Origin of the sequence: Pseudomonas medicaginis (assembly GCF_965119365.1) — a bacterium.
GTDB lineage: Bacteria > Pseudomonadota > Gammaproteobacteria > Pseudomonadales > Pseudomonadaceae > Aquipseudomonas.
In genome coordinates this window covers 6,157,003-6,177,157 of the sequence record NZ_OZ221631.1, presented here as the reverse complement: position 1 = coordinate 6,177,157, position 20,155 = coordinate 6,157,003, and the positions used below count along the sequence as shown (strand labels likewise).

General features: G+C 62.0%; 20 protein-coding genes. 12 read left to right on the top strand and 8 right to left on the bottom strand.

What is annotated here, in order from left to right:
• Positions 1-3 precede the first annotated feature (3 nt).
• The 4 genes from cyoB to cyoE are packed head-to-tail and all read left to right on the top strand — an operon-like array spanning position 4 to position 3,899.
• Positions 4-2,034, top strand: coding sequence for a cytochrome o ubiquinol oxidase subunit I (gene cyoB, locus ACMTA2_RS27170; RefSeq protein ID WP_230149251.1), 2,031 nt, complete (start codon positions 4-6; stop codon positions 2,032-2,034).
• Positions 2,035-2,037: 3 nt separating this feature from the next.
• Entirely contained in the window at positions 2,038-2,664 is a 627-nt protein-coding gene (locus ACMTA2_RS27165) for a cytochrome o ubiquinol oxidase subunit III (RefSeq protein WP_413792551.1), read from the top strand.
• Entirely contained in the window at positions 2,665-3,000 is a 336-nt protein-coding gene (gene cyoD / locus ACMTA2_RS27160) for a cytochrome o ubiquinol oxidase subunit IV (protein ID WP_014340102.1), read from the top strand.
• Positions 3,001-3,011: 11 nt separating this feature from the next.
• Complete coding sequence (cyoE, locus tag ACMTA2_RS27155; protein WP_003178131.1) at positions 3,012-3,899, top strand: heme o synthase; 888 nt, start codon at positions 3,012-3,014, stop codon at positions 3,897-3,899.
• Between the two features lie 190 nt (positions 3,900-4,089).
• On the opposite strand, the gene ACMTA2_RS27150 is transcribed toward cyoE, so the two are convergent.
• The 4 genes from ACMTA2_RS27150 to ACMTA2_RS27135 form a co-directional block, all read right to left on the bottom strand.
• Entirely contained in the window at positions 4,090-4,794 is a 705-nt protein-coding gene (locus tag ACMTA2_RS27150) for a hypothetical protein (RefSeq protein WP_413792550.1), read from the bottom strand.
• Between the two features lie 140 nt (positions 4,795-4,934).
• On the bottom strand, positions 4,935-5,675 hold the full coding sequence (locus ACMTA2_RS27145) for a DUF72 domain-containing protein (RefSeq protein ID WP_413792549.1): 741 nt from the start codon (positions 5,673-5,675) through the stop codon (positions 4,935-4,937).
• Between the two features lie 92 nt (positions 5,676-5,767).
• A complete protein-coding gene (locus ACMTA2_RS27140) occupies positions 5,768-6,781 on the bottom strand; it encodes a sensor domain-containing diguanylate cyclase (RefSeq protein WP_413792548.1) in 1,014 nt (337 codons plus the stop codon).
• Positions 6,782-7,026: 245 nt separating this feature from the next.
• Positions 7,027-7,941, bottom strand: a complete 915-nt coding sequence (locus tag ACMTA2_RS27135) for a LysR family transcriptional regulator (RefSeq protein WP_413792547.1) — start codon at positions 7,939-7,941, stop codon at positions 7,027-7,029.
• Between the two features lie 98 nt (positions 7,942-8,039).
• On the opposite strand from ACMTA2_RS27135, the gene ACMTA2_RS27130 reads away from it, so the two are divergent.
• Both ACMTA2_RS27130 and ACMTA2_RS27125 read left to right on the top strand, forming a co-directional pair.
• Positions 8,040-9,215 carry an aspartate aminotransferase family protein gene (locus ACMTA2_RS27130; protein WP_413792546.1) on the top strand — a complete coding sequence of 392 codons (1,176 nt, stop codon included), beginning with the start codon at positions 8,040-8,042 and terminating at the stop codon, positions 9,213-9,215.
• Between the two features lie 152 nt (positions 9,216-9,367).
• Positions 9,368-10,102, top strand: coding sequence for a YiaD family glycine zipper/OmpA-like lipoprotein (locus tag ACMTA2_RS27125; protein WP_018604257.1), 735 nt, complete (start codon positions 9,368-9,370; stop codon positions 10,100-10,102).
• A gap of 76 nt (positions 10,103-10,178) precedes the next feature.
• Here ACMTA2_RS27125 and ehuA read toward each other — a convergent pair whose 3' ends face one another.
• The 4 genes from ehuA to ehuB form a co-directional block, all read right to left on the bottom strand.
• A complete protein-coding gene (gene ehuA, locus ACMTA2_RS27120; RefSeq protein WP_027911433.1) occupies positions 10,179-10,973 on the bottom strand; it encodes an ectoine/hydroxyectoine ABC transporter ATP-binding protein EhuA in 795 nt (264 codons plus the stop codon).
• Positions 10,974-11,047: 74 nt separating this feature from the next.
• A complete protein-coding gene (ehuD, locus tag ACMTA2_RS27115; RefSeq protein ID WP_413792545.1) occupies positions 11,048-11,704 on the bottom strand; it encodes an ectoine/hydroxyectoine ABC transporter permease subunit EhuD in 657 nt (218 codons plus the stop codon).
• The gene (gene ehuC / locus ACMTA2_RS27110; RefSeq protein ID WP_413792544.1) at positions 11,701-12,360 is read right to left on the bottom strand and encodes an ectoine/hydroxyectoine ABC transporter permease subunit EhuC; all 660 of its coding nucleotides are present in this window, start codon (positions 12,358-12,360) and stop codon (positions 11,701-11,703) included. Before ehuC ends, ehuD begins: the two co-directional genes overlap by 4 nt.
• An 84-nt stretch (positions 12,361-12,444) precedes the next feature.
• The gene (gene ehuB / locus ACMTA2_RS27105) at positions 12,445-13,299 is read right to left on the bottom strand and encodes an ectoine/hydroxyectoine ABC transporter substrate-binding protein EhuB (protein ID WP_413792543.1); all 855 of its coding nucleotides are present in this window, start codon (positions 13,297-13,299) and stop codon (positions 12,445-12,447) included.
• A gap of 291 nt (positions 13,300-13,590) precedes the next feature.
• On the opposite strand from ehuB, the gene ehuR reads away from it, so the two are divergent.
• From ehuR to ACMTA2_RS27075, 6 genes are all read left to right on the top strand, one after another.
• A complete protein-coding gene (gene ehuR, locus ACMTA2_RS27100; RefSeq protein WP_413792542.1) occupies positions 13,591-14,985 on the top strand; it encodes a MocR-like ectoine utilization transcription factor EhuR in 1,395 nt (464 codons plus the stop codon).
• A gap of 228 nt (positions 14,986-15,213) precedes the next feature.
• Entirely contained in the window at positions 15,214-16,185 is a 972-nt protein-coding gene (gene eutB / locus ACMTA2_RS27095; protein ID WP_413792541.1) for a hydroxyectoine utilization dehydratase EutB, read from the top strand.
• Between the two features lie 22 nt (positions 16,186-16,207).
• A complete protein-coding gene (locus tag ACMTA2_RS27090) occupies positions 16,208-17,200 on the top strand; it encodes a cyclodeaminase (protein WP_413792540.1) in 993 nt (330 codons plus the stop codon).
• 39 nt (positions 17,201-17,239) lie between these two features.
• The gene (gene doeA / locus ACMTA2_RS27085; protein WP_413792539.1) at positions 17,240-18,430 is read left to right on the top strand and encodes an ectoine hydrolase DoeA; all 1,191 of its coding nucleotides are present in this window, start codon (positions 17,240-17,242) and stop codon (positions 18,428-18,430) included.
• Between the two features lie 3 nt (positions 18,431-18,433).
• A complete protein-coding gene (doeB, locus tag ACMTA2_RS27080; protein WP_413792538.1) occupies positions 18,434-19,435 on the top strand; it encodes a N(2)-acetyl-L-2,4-diaminobutanoate deacetylase DoeB in 1,002 nt (333 codons plus the stop codon).
• A gap of 199 nt (positions 19,436-19,634) precedes the next feature.
• On the top strand, positions 19,635-20,114 hold the full coding sequence (locus ACMTA2_RS27075; RefSeq protein WP_413792537.1) for an Lrp/AsnC family transcriptional regulator: 480 nt from the start codon (positions 19,635-19,637) through the stop codon (positions 20,112-20,114).
• Positions 20,115-20,155 lie beyond the last annotated feature (41 nt).

Sequence of the window (20,155 nt, the reverse complement as noted above, 5' to 3'; positions counted from 1 at the left end):
ACGATGTTTGGTAAATTAAGTTGGGAAGCGATCCCGTTCCACGAGCCGATTGTCATGGTGACCCTCGCCATCATCGCACTCGGCGGTCTGGCGCTGTTCGCGGGGATCACTTACTTCAAGAAGTGGACCTACCTGTGGACTGAATGGCTGACCTCGGTCGACCACAAGAAAATCGGCGTGATGTACATCATCGTCGCCATGGTCATGCTGCTGCGTGGTTTTGCCGACGCCATCATGATGCGCACCCAGCTGGCCATGGCCACCGAGGGTTCGCCTGGCTACCTGCCGCCTGAACACTATGACCAGATCTTCACCGCCCACGGTGTGATCATGATCATCTTCATGGCGATGCCATTCTTCACCGGCCTGATGAACCTTGCAGTGCCACTGCAGATCGGCGCCCGTGACGTTGCCTTCCCGTTCCTGAACTCCCTGAGCTTCTGGCTGCTGGTATCCGGCGTGGTGCTGATCAACCTGTCCCTGGGCGTTGGCGAATTCGCCAAGACCGGTTGGGTGGCCTATCCGCCGCTGTCGGGCCTGCAATACAGCCCGGGCGTGGGGATGGATTACTACATCTGGGCGCTACAGCTATCCGGGTTGGGTACGACGCTGACGGGGGTCAACTTCCTGGCCACCGTGGTCAAAATGCGTACCCCGGGCATGAAGCTGATGGACATGCCGATCTTCACCTGGACCTGCACCTGGGCCAACGTCCTGATCGTCGCTTCCTTCCCGATCCTGACCGCTACCCTGGCCTTGCTGACGCTTGACCGCTACATGGATTTCCACATTTTCACCAATGAACTTGGTGGCAATCCGATGATGTACGTGAACCTGTTCTGGGCCTGGGGTCACCCTGAGGTGTACATCCTGATCCTGCCGGCGTTCGGGATTTTCTCCGAAGTCATCTCGACCTTCTCCGGCAAGAAACTGTTCGGCCACCACTCGATGATCTACGCCAGCGGCGCGATCTCGGTACTGGGTTTCATGGTCTGGCTGCACCACTTCTTCACCATGGGCTCGGGTGCCAGCGTCAACGCTTTCTTCGGCCTGGCGACGATGCTGATTTCGATCCCGACGGGGGTGAAGCTGTTCAACTGGCTGTTCACCATCTATCAGGGTCGTCTGCGTTTCACCAGCCACGTGATGTGGACCCTGGGCTTCATGGTGACCTTCGCCATCGGCGGCATGACCGGCGTATTGCTGGCCATTCCGGGCGCTGACTTCGTGCTGCACAACAGCCTGTTCGTGATCGCGCACTTCCACAACGTGATCATCGGTGGCGCCGTGTTCGGCTACATCGCCGGCTTCGCCTTCTACTTCCCGAAAGCGTTCGGCTTCAAGCTGCACGAAGGCTGGGGCAAGGCAGCGTTCTGGTTCTGGATCACCGGCTTCTTTGTCGCGTTCATGCCGCTCTATGTACTGGGCTTCATGGGCATGACCCGTCGCCTGAACACCACCACCAACCCTGAGTGGGTGCCGTACCTGTACGTCGCCATGTTCGGTGCGGTGATGATCGCTGTGGGTATCGCCTGCCAACTGATCCAGTTGTATGTCAGCGTGCGCGATCGCAACAAGCCAGAGAACATGTGCGAACACGGCGACCCGTGGAATGCCCATACCCTGGAATGGTCGACCTCGTCGCCACCCCCGTTCTACAACTTCGCCGTGCTGCCAAAAGCAGACGTCATCGACCCGTTCACCGAAGCCAAGGAAAACGGTACCGCGTACCCGGTCCCGGCCAAGTACGAGCCGATCCACATGCCCAACAACACGGCTACCGGTGTGGTCATGGGCGCGCTGCTGACCGTGTTCGGTTTCGCGATGATCTGGCACATCTGGTGGTTGGCCATCGCTAGCCTGGTCGGCACCGTGGCGTATTTCGTGATCCATGCCGCCCGTGACGATCAGGGCTACATGGTGCCGGTGGATGTCATCGAGCGCATCGAAGCCGAGCAGCACAAACGTCTGGTCGCGGCCGGGAAAGTCCCTGCCACCGCCACCCGTGTTGAAACCTCGTTGGAACAGGCTTAAACCATGTCGAACTTAGTGACCACTGTTGGACACGCCCATGGTCATGACCATGGGCACGATGACCATCACCACGACTCGGGCGAGATGACCGTATTCGGTTTCTGGCTCTACCTGATGACCGACTGCATTCTGTTTGCGTCGATCTTCGCAGCGTACGCGGTGCTGGTTAACAACGTCGCCGGTGGCCCATCGGGCCACGACATCTTCGAACTGCCGTACGTACTGGGCGAAACCGCGCTGTTGCTGTTCAGCTCGATCACCTACGGCTTCGCCATGCTGGCGTTGTTCAAGGGCAAGAAAACCCAGGTACTGGGCTGGCTGGCCATGACCTTCCTGTTCGGTGCCGGCTTCATCGGCATGGAGATCAACGAGTTCCACATGTTGATCTCCGAGGGCTACGGCCCTAGCCGCAGCGGTTTCCTGTCCGGGTTCTTCACCCTGGTCGGCACCCACGGTCTGCACGTGACCAGCGGCCTGATCTGGATGGCGATCATGATGTACCAGGTCCAGAAAAACGGCCTGACCGCCACCAACAAGACGCGCCTGAGCTGCCTGAGCCTGTTCTGGCACTTCCTGGACGTGGTGTGGATCTGCGTATTCACCGTTGTTTATCTGATGGGGACCCTGTAAATGGCTAACGCACATTCCCATGATGGCCATGACGCCGGCCACGGCAGCGTCAAGTCCTACGCCATCGGTTTCATCCTGTCGGTGATCCTGACCGTCATCCCGTTCGGCCTGGTGATGTACCCATCGCTGCCCAAGAGCCTGACCCTGTGGATCATCCTGATCTTCGCCGTGGTCCAGGTACTGGTGCACCTGGTGTACTTCCTGCACCTGGACCGCTCCGCCGCCCAACGTAACAACGTGGTCGCGTTTGTCTTTGCCGCGATCGTGATTGTCCTGCTGGTCGGCCTGTCGTTGTGGATCATGTTCAGCATCCACACCAACATGATGGCGCACTGAGGAAAGTCCGGATGTCCCTGAAGCACTTTATCCAAATCACCAAGCCGGGGATCATTTTCGGTAACGTGCTTTCTGTGGCAGGCGGGTTTTTCCTGGCCTCGAAAGGGCATGTCGATCTGGCCATCTTCCTGGCGGCGATGATCGGCACTTCCCTGGTGGTGGCGTCCGGTTGCGTGTTCAACAACTGCATCGACCGCGACATCGACATCAAGATGGAACGCACCAAGAATCGGGCGCTGGTCCAAGGCCTGATTCCGGTGCAACTGGCCCTGGCATTCGCCACGGTGCTGGGCGTGGCCGGCGTGGCGCTGTTGTATTGGGTGGCCAATCCGTTGGCGGCGTTGTTCGCGGTGATTGGCTTTGTCATCTACGTCGGCCTCTACAGCCTGTACCTCAAGCGCAAGTCGGTCCACGGCACGCTGGTGGGCAGCCTGTCGGGGGCGATGCCGCCGGTGATCGGCTATGTGGCGGTCAGCAACAGCTTCGACATGGCAGCACTGACACTGCTGGTGATGTTCAGCCTGTGGCAGATGCCGCATTCCTACGCCATCGCGATCTTCCGCTTCAACGACTACCTGGCGGCTTCGATTCCGGTGCTGCCGGTCAAGCGCGGTATCCGCGTGGCCAAGAAGCACATCCTGCTCTACATCCTGGCCTTCCTCGTGGCGACGTTGATGCTGACCTTCAGCGGCTACGCCGGCATGAGCTACCTCGCCGTCGCCGCCGCCATGGGCATGTACTGGCTGTACATGGCCTGGACCGGCTACAAGGCGGTGGATGACACGGTCTGGGCACGCAAGCTGTTCGTGTTCTCGATCTTCACCATCACCGCCCTGAGCGTCATGATGTCCCTGGACTTCAAGGTGCCAAGTGAGCTGCTGCTGACCTACGCGCCTTAAGCTTCAGACGCCACAAAAAAAGCCCCGCCTTCGAGAGAAGGGCGGGGCTTTTTCATGGGCGTTGCCTGGGCTGTCGATGTTCCTGTGGGAGCGAGCTTGCTCGCGATAGCGGTGGCTCAGCCTGCATGAGTGCTGAATGTGACGGCCTCATCGCGAGCAAGCTCGCTCCCACAGGGGCCTCGGGTGAGGCTTATTGCTGGGCGATGCTGTAGCCGTCGAACGCTTTTTGCTGTTGCAAGGCCGTGACGATGCTTTTGCGGGTGACCGGTTGTTCGGTGCCATCGTTGTCCAGGAAGGTTTCGCTTTCCAGCTCGGCTTCGTCGCCTTCGCCTACGAAGTTGAAGCCCAGGAACTCGAAGGCCTCGCGGTCGACGTTCGGCTTGGAGCGTGGTGTACGCAAGGGCAGGGTGACGCTGATGCCGTCCTTGCTGATGACAAACACTTCGGCTTCCTTCTTGGCTCGCGAGGCCTTGCCCTTGCTGCCGCTCGGGTTGCTGATGGCCTGGTGGGTCTGGTTCAGCACTTTCAGGGCCAGGCCGTAGACCAGCTCCTGGAACGACGGGTCGTCCTTGTAGCTGGAGAGGATACGGCTGATCGGGAAGCGGCTGCTCAGGTCTTCCAGGGCTGCGAAATCGGCGGCTTCGGCATCCTTGAGTTGTTTGAGCTGGCCCATCAGTTCATAGGCCTTGTCGTCGTCGAAGGCATCGTGAGCCTGGCGGATTGCATTGCGCAGTTCGCGGATCTGGTCGCTTTCGCGGTTCGACTGGAACGCATCGAGGACCATTTCGCTGATGGTCTTGGCCTGGGGCAGATGCTGTGAAAGATTGATGGAGTTTTCGTATTCCGCTTTGGACGACAGGGTGGCTACGGATTCAGCGGTGTTGGAATCGGACATTGAAATTTCACTACTTCTGTTAGCGGGATGAGGCGAGAAAGGCGTTGAGCTTTTTTCCGGTCGCCTAATCTATTGGACCCGAGCGGCGTTGTCACGGTCGAGCCGGCCGCAACTGACCCATTTGTTGCCGGGGGTGGGTTTCAGTCGGGCATCAGGTCCATCAATCGCAACGCATCGACGGTCGCGGCGCCACTGGCGGTGTTATCGAAGATGCACCAGGTCGGCGTGTCGGGGTCGGCTTTCAACGTTCGGGCCAGGCGTTCCAGCCAGGCGTCCTCATAAGCCGAGTAGTAAGTCCGTGGCGAGCCGTGTAATCGGTAGTAGCGAATGCCGGGCCAGCCTGCGGGTTGGTCGCCGCCGGGCAGCGGCGATGGATCGGCGGCGACACGGCCAATGCATTCGTCTTGCAGGATCGCCGTTGCCTGGGGTGCAAGCCAGCTCGGGTGTCGTGGCTCAAGTACCGCATGACCTGGGTAACGGTCCCGCAAGGCCTTGAAGAATACTCCGGCCGTGGCAGCCTCGAAGGCCAGGGACGGTGGCAACTGAATCAACAGGCAGCCCAGCTTTTCTCCCAGTTGCGAGCACTGCCCGAGGAATTCATCCACCAGCCCTTCGCAGTCGATCAGCCGTCGTTCGTGAGTGATCTGCTTGGGCACCTTGACCGAGAAGCGAAAGTCCCCGGCAACGCTGCCGGCCCACTTTGCATAGGTAGCGGGGCGGTGCGGGCGGTAGAACGAGCTGTTGATTTCCACGGCGGGGAAGCGGCTGCCGTAGCGCTGCAAATGCGTTCCCTCTACAGCGAAGGCTGGCCAATGCTCGCGCGGCAGCGACCAGCCGGCGCAGCCCAGGTAAAGGCGTGAGGGGGGAAGTCGAGTCGGCAAGGGCGAAGGCCTGATGGCAAGGGATACAGCCTATGACCGCTGCCAACGCCCCATGTCTGCATTCTTTTTTGGTCTCTGGCCCAGCGTACCGTTCATTCACAAATCACATTCTTGCCCGCCTGCTTGGAACGATACAGCGCCTGGTCCGCCCGGTGCAGCAATGCCAAGTGTTGTTCGTCCTCGGACCGCAGCACCACGCCAAAACTCATGGTGATCTGGAATTCGCCCACCGGCAGCAGGTCGGACAGGCCACGACGAATGCTTTCCGCCAGCAGGCGGGCGTCGGCCAGGGTGGTGTTGGGCAAGAGCATGATGAATTCGTCACCGCCCCAGCGCACCAGCAGATCGCCGTCTCGCTGACAACGCTTGACGCTCTGCACCACTTGTACCAGCGCTGCGTCGCCAAAGGCGTGGCCGTAGCGATCGTTGATGTCCTTGAAATCATCCACGTCCATGGCGATCAGCGACAACGGCTCGCGGAAACGCTGTGCGCGCTCACAGGCCAGCGGCAGTGCCTGGTCCAGGCGATAACGGTTGGCGACCCGCGTCAGGGCATCGGTTTCGGCAAGCCGGCGATTCTCGTCGAGCTGGATCTGCAACTGATGGTTGACCCGCGACAGCTCGCGGGTGCGTTCTTCGATGATGGCTTCCAGGGATTTGTTACGCTGTTCCAGTTGTTCGAACAGACGCTTTTTGTCGTCGATACTGCGATGGGCGCCGATCATGCGCGCCACCGTGCCGTCCGGGTTACGGGCGATCACGTAGCCGCGATCTTCGATCCAGATGTAGGCCCCGTCACGCGTACGGCAACGGTATTCGGCCTGGTAGCCGTGGGAGCGTTGTTCCAGGTAATCGTCGAACGACGCCATGACCCGCGGATAGTCCTCCGGATGGATCACGCTTTCCCAAGTCAGTACGGTGTTGTCCAGTGAATGGGGCAGGTAGCCCAGCATCGTGTACCAGCCGGGGTTACGGTAGACGAAGCCGGTGTTGGCATTCCAGTCCCAGATGCCATCGCTGACCAATTCCAGGATGGTGTGCAGTACGCCTTCGTCCAGATCGGACAGGTCGAACCGCAGCATGTCGATGTTCGAGGCATCTCCCATCGTCGTTTCCTCAATCAGCCTTGATATCAAAATGCTCGTCCAAGGAGGAAGAGTAGCTGATGGGAGTGTGGGGAACTAGCGGCGGGTGTTCAGACGGGGTTTGCTTTTGTGGCGAGGGGATTTATCCCCGCTGGGTCGCATAGCGGCCCCCCAAAAGTCATCAAACCCGACATCACCTGCGATGTGAACCGACAGTCTTGGGGTTGCTGCGCAACCCAGCGGGGATAAATCCCCTCGCCACAGCATCATTGGGTTGGAGGGGGCTTACCCCATTTCTCCAGCGCAAACTCGACAAAACAGCGCAGTTTCGGCAAACGGTAGCGATCCTGCGCGTACATCAGGCTCATCGGCCGATGGGGCAGTTGGTAGCCCTGCAGCAGCGCCACCAGGTGTCCATCCTTCAAGTCCTGGGCCACCAGGGCGTCGGGCAGCATCACCACGCCCATGCCGGCCAGGGCGGCGCGATGCAGGCCCGAGGAACTGTTGATCAGCATCGGTCCGTTTACCGGAACCTTGATTTCGCCGTCCGGGCCGTTGATTGGCCAGTGCTCCTGGGCAAAGCGCCACTCGTCCGCTGCCGAATAGGCAAACGACAGGCAATCGTGTCGTTGCAGATCCGCAGGTTGTTCCGGCGTGCCGCGCCGGGCCAGGTAAGCGGGGGAGGCGCAGATGGTCAGGGTGTAGTCCAGCAACGGACGGGCAATCAGTTTCGGGTCGGGGTGGCCGAGGCGGATGGCGACGTCGAATCCATGGTCGAGCAGGTCCAGGCGCTGGTTGGTCAAGACCACGTCGAGCTTGACCTGGGCGAAGCGCTGGCTGAATTCGGCCAGGGCCGGCGAAAGGCGTTCGGTACCAAAAGTCAGCGGTGCGGTGATGCGCAGGGTGCCCGCGGGCTCGCCCTGGGTCTGTTCGGCCAGGCGTTCCGAGTCGGCCACCAGCCCCAGCACTTCCAGGCAGCGCTGATAGTAGGCCGAGCCGAATTCCGTCAGGCGCTGGCGCCGTGTCGTACGGTTGATCAGGCGCACGCCGAGGCGCTGCTCCAGTGCACGAAGATGATTGCCCACCATGGTGGTGGATATTTCGCACGCCTGGGCCGCCGCCGTCAGGCTTCCGGTTTCCACCACCTTCACGTAAACGGTCATTGCCTGGAACAGGTCCATTATCAAGCTCAACTTTTAAATGATTGAAGTAAAGCCGCGTTTATCCAGCCTTGGTGGCTAACCATACTGGAAAAAACCACCCGATGGAGCTTGATGCCATGACCGCCGCTTGCCTGATGAGCACTTACCAACCCCTGGCGCTGAATTTCACCCATGGCCTGGGGACGCGCCTGTGGGACCAGGACGGCCGCGAATACCTCGATGCGGTGGCGGGTGTGGCGGTCACCAATGTCGGCCACTCCCACCCCCGGCTGGTCGCTGCCATCAGCGAGCAGGCCGGCCTGTTGTTGCACACCTCGAACCTGTACAGCATCGATTGGCAGCAACGCCTGGCACAAAAGCTCACCCGGCTGTCCGGGCTGGAGCGGGCGTTCTTCAACAACTCAGGCGCCGAGGCCAACGAAACCGCGCTGAAACTGGCGCGCCTCTACGGCTGGCACAAGGGCATCGAGCAGCCGCTGGTGGTGGTCATGGACAATGCGTTTCACGGACGCACCCTGGGCACGATGTCTGCCAGCGACGGTCCGTCCGTGCGGCTGGGCTACAACCGGTTGCCGGGGGATTTCATCAAGGTGCCGTTTGGTGACCTCGCGGCCCTGGAACAGATCCAGCAGGCGCATGCCGAGCGCATCGTCGCGGTGCTGGTGGAGCCGATCCAGGGTGAAAGCGGTGTGCAACTCGCCCCACCGGGTTACCTCAAGGCCTTGCGGCAGTTGTGCAGCCGGCGCGCCTGGCTGTTGATGCTCGATGAGATCCAGACCGGCATCGGCCGTACTGGCCAATGGTTCGCGTTCCAGCATGAGGGCATCGTGCCGGACGTCATGACCCTGGCCAAAGGCCTGGGCAACGGCGTGCCTATCGGTGCCTGCCTGGCTCGGGGCAAGGCCGCCGAGTTGTTTACCCCTGGCAGCCATGGCAGCACATTCGGCGGCAATCCTTTGGCCTGTCGGGTCGGCTGCACGGTGCTGGACATCATCGAGGAGCAAGCGCTGGTGGATAATGCCAGGCAGCAGGGCGAACAATTGCTGGGTCGGTTGCGGACCGAGTTGGCGGACAACCCGAATGTGTTGGCGATTCGCGGCCAGGGCTTGATGATCGGCATCGAACTCAAGCAACCGGTCCGCGACCTGACCCTTCGCGCCGCCCGGGACCACGGCCTGCTGATCAATGTCACCCGGGGCCAGACCATCCGCCTGCTGCCGCCGCTGACGATCGACGGGCGGGAAGTGGAAATGATTGTCAGGGGCGTGAGCCGCTGTCTGGCGCAGGGCTGAGGGCAGCTTGTCGGGGTGATGGTTTTTTTGTCGGGCAGCCGGACGAAGCGCAACGCAGCGTGACGGAATTTTTAACGATTGCCGCGTTCCAACGCCTGCCAGAGTCGATTGCCTACACTTTGGCATTCAGACTGAAAAACCAGGAGCATTCCATGTTCACCTCGCGTCGCTTGATCGTTGTCGCAACTGCTGTGGCCTTGTTGTCTGGCTGTGCGTCGCCTAACCCCTATGACAATCAGGGCCAGGCCTCTACCGAATCGTCGGGCATGAGCAAAACCGCCAAGTACGGCGGCCTCGGCGCACTGGCGGGGGCGTTGGCCGGTGCAGCCATCGGTCACGATAACCGCGGCAAGGGCGCGTTGATCGGCGCGGCGGTGGTGGGGGCTTCCGCGGCCGGCTACGGCTACTACGCCGACCAGCAGGAAAAGAAACTGCGCGCCAGCATGGCCAATACCGGCGTCGAAGTGCAGCGCCAGGGCGACCAGATCAAACTGATCATGCCGGGCAACATCACCTTCGCCACCGACTCGGCGAACATTGCGTCCAGCTTCTACCAGCCACTGAACAACCTGGCCAACTCCCTCAAGGAGTTCAACCAGAACCAGATCGAAATCGTCGGCTACACCGACAGCACCGGCAGCCGCCAGCACAACATGGATCTGTCCCAGCGCCGAGCCCAGAGCGTGGCGACCTACCTGACCTCCCAGGGCGTGAGCGGTGCCAACCTGTCGGCCCGTGGCGCCGGCCCGGACAATCCGGTGGCGAGCAACGCCGACGTCAATGGTCGCGCGCAAAATCGCCGGGTCGAGGTCAACCTCAAGGCCATTCCCGGCCAGCAGTACCAGGCACCGCAACAGCAGGGCCAGACTTACCAGCAATACCCATAACGGCTGGGCGGCAAATGAAACGGGGGGCTCTGGAAACAGGGCCCTTTTTTGTGGCTGTCAGATCAACCCTGTAGGTTCAGTTCGCCTCTTTCACCGCACTCAAGAACGCACACGTGCGCTCCTGCTGCGGGTTCTCGAAGATCTGCGCCGGGGTGCCTTGTTCGTGGATCTGCCCTTTGTAGAAGAAGCACACCCGGTCGGCGAATTCCCGGGCGAAGCCCATCTGGTGGGTCACCATCAGCATCGTCAGGTTGTGTTCGGCCCCCAGTTTGCGGATCACGTTCAGCACCTCGCCGCACAGCTCCGGATCGAGCGCCGAGGTCACTTCGTCGAACAGCATCACCTTGGGCCGCATCGCCAGCGCCCGGGCAATCGCTACCCGTTGTTGCTGGCCGCCGGACAACTGCGATGGGTAATGGTCCAGCTTGTTGCCCAGCCCCACCAGCTCCAGCAGGTCGGCGGCGCGTTCCCGGGCTTCTTTCGGGTTCATGCCCAACACCTGCACCGGCGCCTCGATCACGTTTTGCAGCGCGGTCATGTGGGGAAACAGGTTGAAACTCTGGAACACCATGCCGATCTTGCCGCGCACCCGGCGGATGTGTCGGTCGTTGGCCGGCACCAGCACGCCGTTGCGGTTGGGCATGTGGGTCAATGAGTCGTCCTCGACGCGGATCTGGCCCTGGTCGATGCCTTCCAGGGTCATCAGCACCCGCAGCAATGTGGATTTTCCTGAACCGCTGGGGCCTATGATCGCGACCTTTTCCCCGGGGGCGACATCCAGGTTCAGATGGTCGAGCACGGTGAAGCTGCCATAGCTTTTGGTCACGTCCTGGAAACTCACGATCGGCCGGGACGTTGTTGGATCTTGCATGGCCGGGGCCTCCTGCTGCGACGCCAGTGTGCTGCGCCGGGACAAATCGGTGGGCGTGGACAGAGGTAAAGTCATTAGCGTAGCTCCATGCGCGTTTCGAGGCGCCGTACCAGATAGGCCAAGGCGAGGCTCAAGGCGAGAAAGAACAGGCCGACCATGGTGATCGGTTCCAGGTAGCGGAAGTGTTCGGAACCGATGTTCTTGGCCTGTTGCATGATTTCCACCACGGTGATCGCCGACAGCACCGGAGTGTCCTTGAGCATGGCCACCAGGTAGTTGCCCAGGGGCGGCACGATCGGTCGCAGCGCTTGGGGCAGGATGATGTTGCGGTAGGCGTTGTAGGGCGCGATGTTCAATGCCGTCACCGCTTCCCACTGCGCCCGCGGCACCGCGTCGAGACCGCTGCGATAGACCTCGGCGATGTAGCAGGCGTAGTGCAGGCCGATGCCGAGGATGCCGACTTGCATGGCCGTCAGGCTCAAGCCGTAGTTGGGCAGCACGTAGTAGAGGAAATACACCTGGATCAGCAACGGCGTGCTGCGGATGAACTCGATCACCGCCGTGGCCGGCCACGACAGCCAGAATTTGCGACTGCGCCGGCCAATCGCCAGGAACAACCCCAGGACGATAGCGATCAGGAAACCGATCAGGGTAATGCCCACGGTATTGAGGGAGGCGCGCAGCAGGTCCGGCAGGATTTGTGCGGCGTAGGACCAATCGAACAGCGTCATGACAGACCTCCACGCATCCGGCCCCGGCTCAGTCGTCGTTCGACGTGGCGCATGCCGAAGTTGATGGCCTGGGCGAGGATGAAATACATCACCAGGGCCAGGCTGAAGATCTCCAGGGTCTGGAAGGTCGCCTGATCCAACTGCCGCGCCCGGAAACTCAAGTCCGACAAGGTGATCAGCGACACCAGCGAGGTGTTCTTCAGCAGCTCGATCAACAGGTTGGTGCCCGGTGGAATCGCCGCCAGTAATGCCTGCGGCAGGATGATCCGCTTGAAGCGAGTAAAACCGCTGAAATTCAACGCCGTGCAGGCTTCGTATTGGCCCTTGGCGACCGAACTGATGGCGCCGCGCATCACTTCCGCACCGTAAGCGCCGATGTGCAGACCCAGGCCGACGATGGCCACGGCGTAAGGGCTCAGCTCAACGTTGAAGGGTGGCAGCGGCAGCACGAAGAACAGCCAGAACAGTTGCACCAGCAGCGAGGTGCCACGGAACACTTCGATGTAGGTGATGGAAAACCAGCGCAACGCTCGCCACGGCGAGAGTCGCCCGAGTGCTGCCAGCACCGCCGCGACAATCGCCAGCAGCGAGCCAAGGAAGGTCACCTGGAGCGTGACCCAGGCCCCTTGTATCAATAACGGAAGTAATTCGCCCATGGTTCAACCCAATGTCCGGTGAAGCAGGGAACAGGCATCACGCACCGCGCGTCATGCCCGTTTCGGCACGCCAGTGGTTGGCGACTACTGAGCGCAGAGCTCGGCCGCGGTCTTGCTGGTCACGTTGGATTTGTCGAACCCGAATGGCGCAACCGTCTTGAGATGCTCTTCGGAGCCCAACCACTTTTTCAGCTCGGCATTGACCGCATCGCGCAAGTCTTTGTCTTCGGGGCGGAAGGCCAGGGCGCCGTAGCCGATGTGGGCGGGGTCGTCCTTGAACTCCGTCATTGCCTCCACCTTGTCGCCACCCTTGCTGGCCAAGCCTTTCATGGTCAGTTGCGTGCCGACGGCAGCGTCCGCGCGTCCGGCACGCACGGCTTGCAGTTGGGCGGTGGTGTCGGGGACCTGGAGGATCTGTTCGTCCTTGACCCCGGAATCGCGGGCGTAGGCCAGGTTCACCGTACCGGCCATGATGGCCAGCCTCACATCCGGTTGCTTGGCGATGTCCTCATAGCTGTGGAGTTTTTTCGGGTTGCCCTTGGCCACGAGCAGGGCGTCGGGCAACTGGTACTGCGGATCGGTGAACAACACCTGCTTGCAGCGCGCCGGGGTGATGTACATGCCGGCGGCAATCACATCGAAGCGACCGGCGCGCAGGCCTGGGATCAGCGAGCCCCATTCGGTGAGCACGCCATTGACCTGCTTGATACCCATCCTGGCGAAGATGATCTTGGCGATTTCTGGCGATTCACCGGTCACGGTGCCGTCGGTTTCGGTGAAGGCGAACGGGGTTTCGTTGGCGTAGCCGATCCGGATGCTGCTGTTGCTTTTGACGGTGTCCAGGGTGGCCGCTTGAACACCGCCGGCCAGGCCCAATACGGCACAGGTCAACAAGAGCCGACGCAAGGGCGCACAGGTGCTGGGAAGAAAATTGCTCATCAATAAAATCTCCTGTTTCTTGTGGATCCGTCGTTTGACGGCTCTGTGGTAGGAGGCAGTGTTACAAGAGCAAAGCGTACAGCGGCGGATCCGGGCGTGGCCTTGAATCGGGAACGGCGCCGGTACAGGTCGTTCCGGCTTTTTGTCAGGGCGATGAGCCCGCCTGGGTGACGACCTTGGACCGAGCATACAAAAGCCCCGGCATCGATTGTATTGCACTAGGACAATTGCTTTGCCGCGATGGCCGCGCAATGCTGTGCGCACCCCCTACACACGCCGGTTGCAGCTGTCATGGATAAGTGGAAGTCAGCCTTGGACCTCGCCCGCAGCGGTGAATCCAAGTACAAGATTCTGGTGCAGGCCATTGCCGACGATATCGAACAGGGCAGCCTGGCCAATGACCAGCGCCTGCCGCCGCAACGGCAGGTGGCGGACGCCATGGGCATCAGCGTGCAGACCGTCACCAATGCCTATAAGGAGCTGGAGCGCCAGGGGCTGGTGCGCTGTGAGGTGGGGCGGGGCAGTTTCGTCTCGCGGCGCATGAGCGACCGGGTGGCGACGTACATTCTCGACAGCCCCGAGCGGGCGCTGGTGGATTTTTCCATCACCCGCATCCTGCACACCCGTGAGCATGACCAGGCCTGGCGGGATACCTGCGCGGCGCTGAGCACCGAAGAAGACCAGCCGTGGATTCACGCCTTTCGTCCCATCGCCGGTTTTGAATCCCATCGCGAAGCGGCGGCGCAGTGGATCGGCCGGCAAGGGTTGAAAGTCGACCGTAACGATGTGCTGATCACCAACGGCGCGGCCCACGGGATTTTCCTGGCCCTTGCTTCGCTGGCGGGGCCCGACGATGTGGTGCTCTGCGAAGGCCTGACCGACCACGGCGTGATCGGCAATTCCCAGGTGCTGGGCTTCACCCTCAAGGGCCTGGAGATGGACCGCTATGGCATCGACCCGGAACATTTCGAAGACATGTGCAGCAACGAGCGCATCACGGCGCTGGTGTGTACGCCGAACCTGAACAATCCCACCACCAGCCTGATGCCCGATGCCCGGCGCCGGGAAATCGCCGAGATCGCCCGGCGCTTCGGCGTGCACATTATCGAAGACGATGTGTACGGCCCGCTGCTGGACGAACGCCGGGCGCCGCCCATCAGTCACTACCTGCCGGAGCTGTCGTTCTACTGCACGAGCATGACCAAGTCGGTACTCACGGGGCTGCGCACCGGCTACCTGGTAGTGCCCAAGCGCCTGGCCTTGCGCACCGAGAGCATCCTGCGGGTCAACAGTTGGATGGCCACGCCCATGGTCTCGGAGATCGCCACCCGCTGGATTCGCGATGGTCGCGCCGAGTCGCTGCTGCGGTTGCAACGTCAACTGCTGGCCGGGCGCCAGGCCATGATCACCGAGTACATGGGCGAGCATCTGCTGGGCCAGCATCCCCACGCCTTGAATGCCTGGATCGGCATCCCGCCCCATTGGGAAGTGGACAGCCTGGTGCGGGCGTTGCGGCACAAGCACATCGCCGTGACTTCCCCCGACCCGTTCACCGTGCGCGGCACCCCCAGGCCCCGCGCGGTGCGGGTCTGCGTCGGGGCTGAGTGCAACGATAAGGAAATGCGCCATGCACTGGCGGGGATGCGGGACATCTTCAACCAGTACCCGCAGATCCATGATTTCTGAAATGCCGAATTTGTGAACACCACATCCCCCCTGTGGGAGCGAGCTTGCTCGCGATAGCGGTGTGTCAGCCACCAAAGATGTTGAATGTGAGTGCCCAATCGCGAGCAAGCTCGCTCCCACAGGGGATTGGCTACCGTTCAAGCAAAGTCATTAAATTGCCCTAGTACATTCATCACCACAATCCAGCCCTCTTAGACTGCGCGCAACACATCAGCTCGGGACGCGGTCATGGCAGTGTTGCAGCTTCAGGATATCTACCGTGCTCGCCAGCGCATCGAGTCGCTGGTGCGGCGTACACCCATGGAGCATTCCCCGAGTTTGTCGCGGTTGATGGGCGTGGCGGTGTACCTCAAGCTTGAGGCCCTGCAAATCACCGGCAGCTTCAAGCTGCGCGGGGCGAGCAATGCAGTGGCGCAGCTCAGCGCCGAGCAAAAGGCCCAAGGCGTGGTCACGGCTTCGACCGGCAATCATGGTCGGGCACTGGCCCATGCTGCTTCGCAACAAGGCGTCAAGGCGATTGTCTGCCTGTCGAACCTGGTGCCGGCCAACAAGGTGCAGGCGATTCGCGACCTGGGCGCCGAGGTGTGCATCGTCGGCCAGTCCCAGGACGATGCCCAGCGCGAGGCCGAGCGCATCGCCCGGGAGCAGGGCGCGACCTTTTTGCCGCCCTTCGATCATCCGGCGATCATCGCCGGGCAGGGCACCCTCGGCCTGGAGATCCTCGAGCAGCAACCGGAGGTGGCCCAGGTCCTGGTGCCGTTGTCCGGTGGCGGCTTGTTCGCCGGTGTTGCCCTGGCCCTCAAAAGTGCGAACCCAGCGATTCAAGTCCACGGCATCAGCATGGCCCGTGGTGCCGCGATGCACGCCAGCCTCGCCGCCGGGCAGGCCGTGGACGTCGAAGAACTGTCGACGCTGGCCGACTCCCTCGGTGGTGGCATCGGCCTGGACAACCGCTACACCTTCGCCATGACCCGGCAACTGCGCGATGACGTGCACCTGCTCTCGGAAGCCTCCATCGCCAATGCCATCCGCCACGCTTATCACCACGAACGCCTGGTGCTCGAAGGCGCTGCGGTGGTGGGCATCGCGGCGCTGCTCGACGGCCTGGTCGAACCGCGTGGCCCCATCGTCCTGGTGATCAGCGGGCGCAACGTCGACACCGAACAACATGCCCGCGTGATCGCTGGCGCCAACGCTTGATAACCCCGTAACGGAGCCTGTCATGAGTGAAGTCACCCTATTGAGCGAAGCCGACCTGCGCAGCTGCGTGGCCCTCGACCTGGCCAGCGTCGACGCCATCGAGCAGGCTTTCGTGCTGCTGGCCACCGCCGCCGTGGCGATGCCGCCGATCCTGCGACTGGACATTCCCGAGCATAACGGTGAAGTGGATGTGAAGACCGCTTACCTGCCGGGCCTGGAGCGCTTCGCCATCAAGGTCAGCCCGGGCTTTTTCGATAACCCCAAGCTCGGCCTGCCTAGCCTCAACGGCATGATGATGCTGCTCTCGGCGCGCACCGGCCTGCTGGAAGCCCTGCTGCTGGACAACGGTTACCTCACCGCCGTGCGCACCGCCGCGGCCGGGGCGGTGGCGGCGCGTTGCCTGTCTCGCGAGGAGAGCCGCAGCGTCGCGCTGATCGGTGCTGGCGAGCAGGCGGCGTTGCAACTTCAGGCACTGCGCCTGGTGCGACCCATCGACGAGGTGCGGGTCTGGGCGCGCGATGCGCAAAAGGCCAAGGCGTTCAGTCAGGAGCTGGCGCGCGACACCGGACTGGTCGTCACGCCATGCGCCTCCATTGACGATGCCCTGGAAGGCGTGGACATCGCCATCACCTGTACACCCAGTCGCGAGCCGTTGATCCAAGCCCGCCATTTGCATCCTGGCCTGCACATCACGGCGATGGGCTCGGATGCGGAACACAAGAATGAAATTTCCCCGCAAGCCCTGGCTGCCGTCGACTGCTATGTCGCCGATCGCCTGGGCCAGACCCGCGTGCTCGGCGAGCTGCACCACGCCCTGGCGGCCGGCACCGTTCGGGATGACCTCGCGTTGACGGAGTTGGGGCGGGTGCTGGCGGGGCAACGGCTGGGGCGTCGCGATGCGGCGCAAGTGACGCTTTGCGACCTGACCGGCACCGGCGCCCAGGACACCGCCATCGCCAACCTGGCGTTCGAGCGGGCACGGGCGGCGGGCAAGGGCTTTGCGTTCGGCCGCTAGATCAGTTTTCTCATGAGTCATCGAACAGAGGGCAGGTGGATGTCAGAGATCGTCGTCAATCTTCCGTTTCCGCGGGAGGAATACAGCCAACGCCTGGCGAAGGTGCGCGCGGCCATGCAGGCCCAGGGCCTGGAGCTGCTGGTGGTCACCGATCCGTCGAACATGGCCTGGCTCACCGGCTATGACGGTTGGTCGTTCTATGTGCACCAGTGCGTGCTGTTGGCGCTGGAGGGCGAGCCCGTGTGGTTCGGTCGCGGCCAGGATGCCAACGGTGCAAAACGCACGGTGTTCATGCAGGCCGATAACATCGTCGGCTACCCGGACATCTACGTGCAGTCCCGCGAGCGCCACCCCATGGACTACCTGTCCCGCGAGGTGATCATCGCCCGTGGCTGGGGCGCGCTGACCATCGGCGTGGAGATGGACAACTATTACTTCAGCGCCGCTGCGTACCTGTCGCTGCAAAAGCATTTGCCCCAGGCAAAACTGGTGGATGCGGCGGGCCTGGTGAACTGGCAACGGGCCGTCAAGTCGCCCCAGGAAATCGCCTACATGCGCATTGCTGCGCGCATCGTCGAGAGCATGCACGGGCGGATCCTGGAACGCATCGAACCGGGCATGCGCAAGAACGAATTGGTGGCCGAGATCTACAGCAGCGGCATCCTAGGCGCCGACGGTCATGGTGGCGACTACCCGGCTATCGTGCCGCTGTTGCCTACCGGGGCGGACGCCAGTGCGCCGCACCTGACCTGGGACGATTCACCCTTCGAGAAGGGTGCCGGCACCTTCTTTGAAATCGCCGGTTGCTACAAGCGTTACCACTGCCCGCTGTCACGGACCATTTACCTGGGCAAGCCGCCGCAACATTTCCTCGACGGTGAAAAAGCCGTGGTCGAAGGCATCGCCGCTGGCCTGGACGCGGCCAAGCCGGGCAACACCACCGGTGACATCGCCGTGGCGTTTTTCAAGGTGCTGGAGAAATTCGGCATCCACAAGGACAGCCGTTGCGGCTACCCCATCGGGATCAGTTATCCGCCGGATTGGGGCGAGCGCACCATGAGCCTGCGTCCCGGCGACAACAGCGTGTTGCAGCCGGGCATGACCTTCCACTTCATGCCGGGGCTGTGGATGGACGATTGGGGCCTGGAAATCACCGAAAGCATCCTGATCACCGAGACCGGCGTCGAGACGCTGTGCAACGTGCCTCGTCAACTGTTCGTGAAGGACTGACCCATGCCCGAATTGCCCGACAACCCCATCAGCGCCACGGTGGACTTCAGCCGCGAGGGCGTGCAGCACGGCTTTCTCAAGCTGCCGTATTCGCGGGACGATTCGGCCTGGGGCGCGGTGATGATCCCCATCACGGTCATCCAGCGCGGCAGTGGCCCGACGGCACTGCTCAGCGGTGGCAACCATGGCGATGAATACGAAGGCCCGGTGGCGTTGAGCAAACTGGCCCAGCAGTTGACCGCTGAAGACGTCAGCGGCCGGGTGATCATCGTGCCGTTCATGAACACCCCGGCGTTCCATGCCGGACGCCGGACATCGCCCATCGACCAAGGCAATCTGAACCGCAGTTTTCCCGGCAGGCCGGACGGCACCGTTACGGAGAAAATCGCCGACTATTTCAATCGCACCTTGTTGCCTTTGGCGGACATTGTCCTCGACATTCATTCCGGCGGCCGGACCCTGGATTTCCTGCCGTTCGCCGCCTGCCACGTCTTGCCGGACAAACAGCAACAGGCGCGCTGCGAGGCCGGGATGCTGGCGTTCAACGCGCCGTATGGCATGCGCATGCTGGAGCTGGACGCCGGGGCGATGTACGACACGGCGGCCGAGTCCCAGGGCAAGGTGTTCGTCACCACCGAACTGGGCGGCGGCGGTTCGTCGACCGCCCGCAGCGTGGCGATTGCCGAGCGAGGGGTGCGCAACCTGCTGATCCATGCCGGCATTCTGCGCGGTACGATCCAACTGCAACCGTCGTTGATACTCGACATGCCCGATGCCAGTTGTTTCATTGCCAGCGAACACAATGGCTTGCTGGAAATGTGCCGTGATCTCGGTGAAAACGTCACCCAGGGCGAGGTGGTGGTGCGTATCCATGACACCACCCGCAGCGGCGTTGCCCCGGTTGAATACCGCGCCGCCCGCAGCGGCCTCCTGGCGGCCCGGCACTTTCCCGGGTTGGTGCAGTGTGGCGATACCTTGGCGGTGATTGCGGATGTGTTGACCTGAGTCAGGTTGAACACGGCACCTGTGGCGAGGGGATTTATCCCCGTAGGGTTGCGAAACGGCCCTAAAGCCTGGCGCTTCGGTATATCTGACAAATTGAATCAGTCGTTTGGGGGCTGCTTCGCAACCCAGCGGGGATAAATCCCCTCGCCACAATTGCTGTACGTCCGGAAGTTTTATGTCACCACTCGGAGCCCGGCCCATGCACAAGCTCGACCGTTACGACCTCAAGATCCTGCAGATCCTCGCCGAGGACGGGCGGATCACCAAGTCGAGCCTGGCCGAGGCCATCAACCTGTCGGTGACGCCGGCCTGGGAACGGGTGCGCAAGCTGGAAGCGGCGGGGCTGATCATCGGCTATCGGGCGCAGATCGATTGGGGCGCGGTGTTCAAGCGCCAGCAGGTGCTGGTGGAGATCACCCTGGCCCGGCACACCGCCCAGGACATGCGTCGTTTCGAGCAACGCATGATCGCCGCGCCCGAGGTGGCGTTCTGTTACGCCACCGGCGGCGGGGTCGATTACCTGGCGATGATCCAGGCACCAGACGTCGATGCCTACCAGCGTTTCGTCGATCAACTGCTGCTCGAAGACCTGGGTATCGAGCGCTATTTCACTTACATCGTCACCAAGACCATCAAGACCGTCGGCGCCTTGCCAGCGGAGTTGGGGCCAGCTTCCTGAGCACCGCAGAAAACACTTTCCTGTGGGGCTTTTCCAGAAAA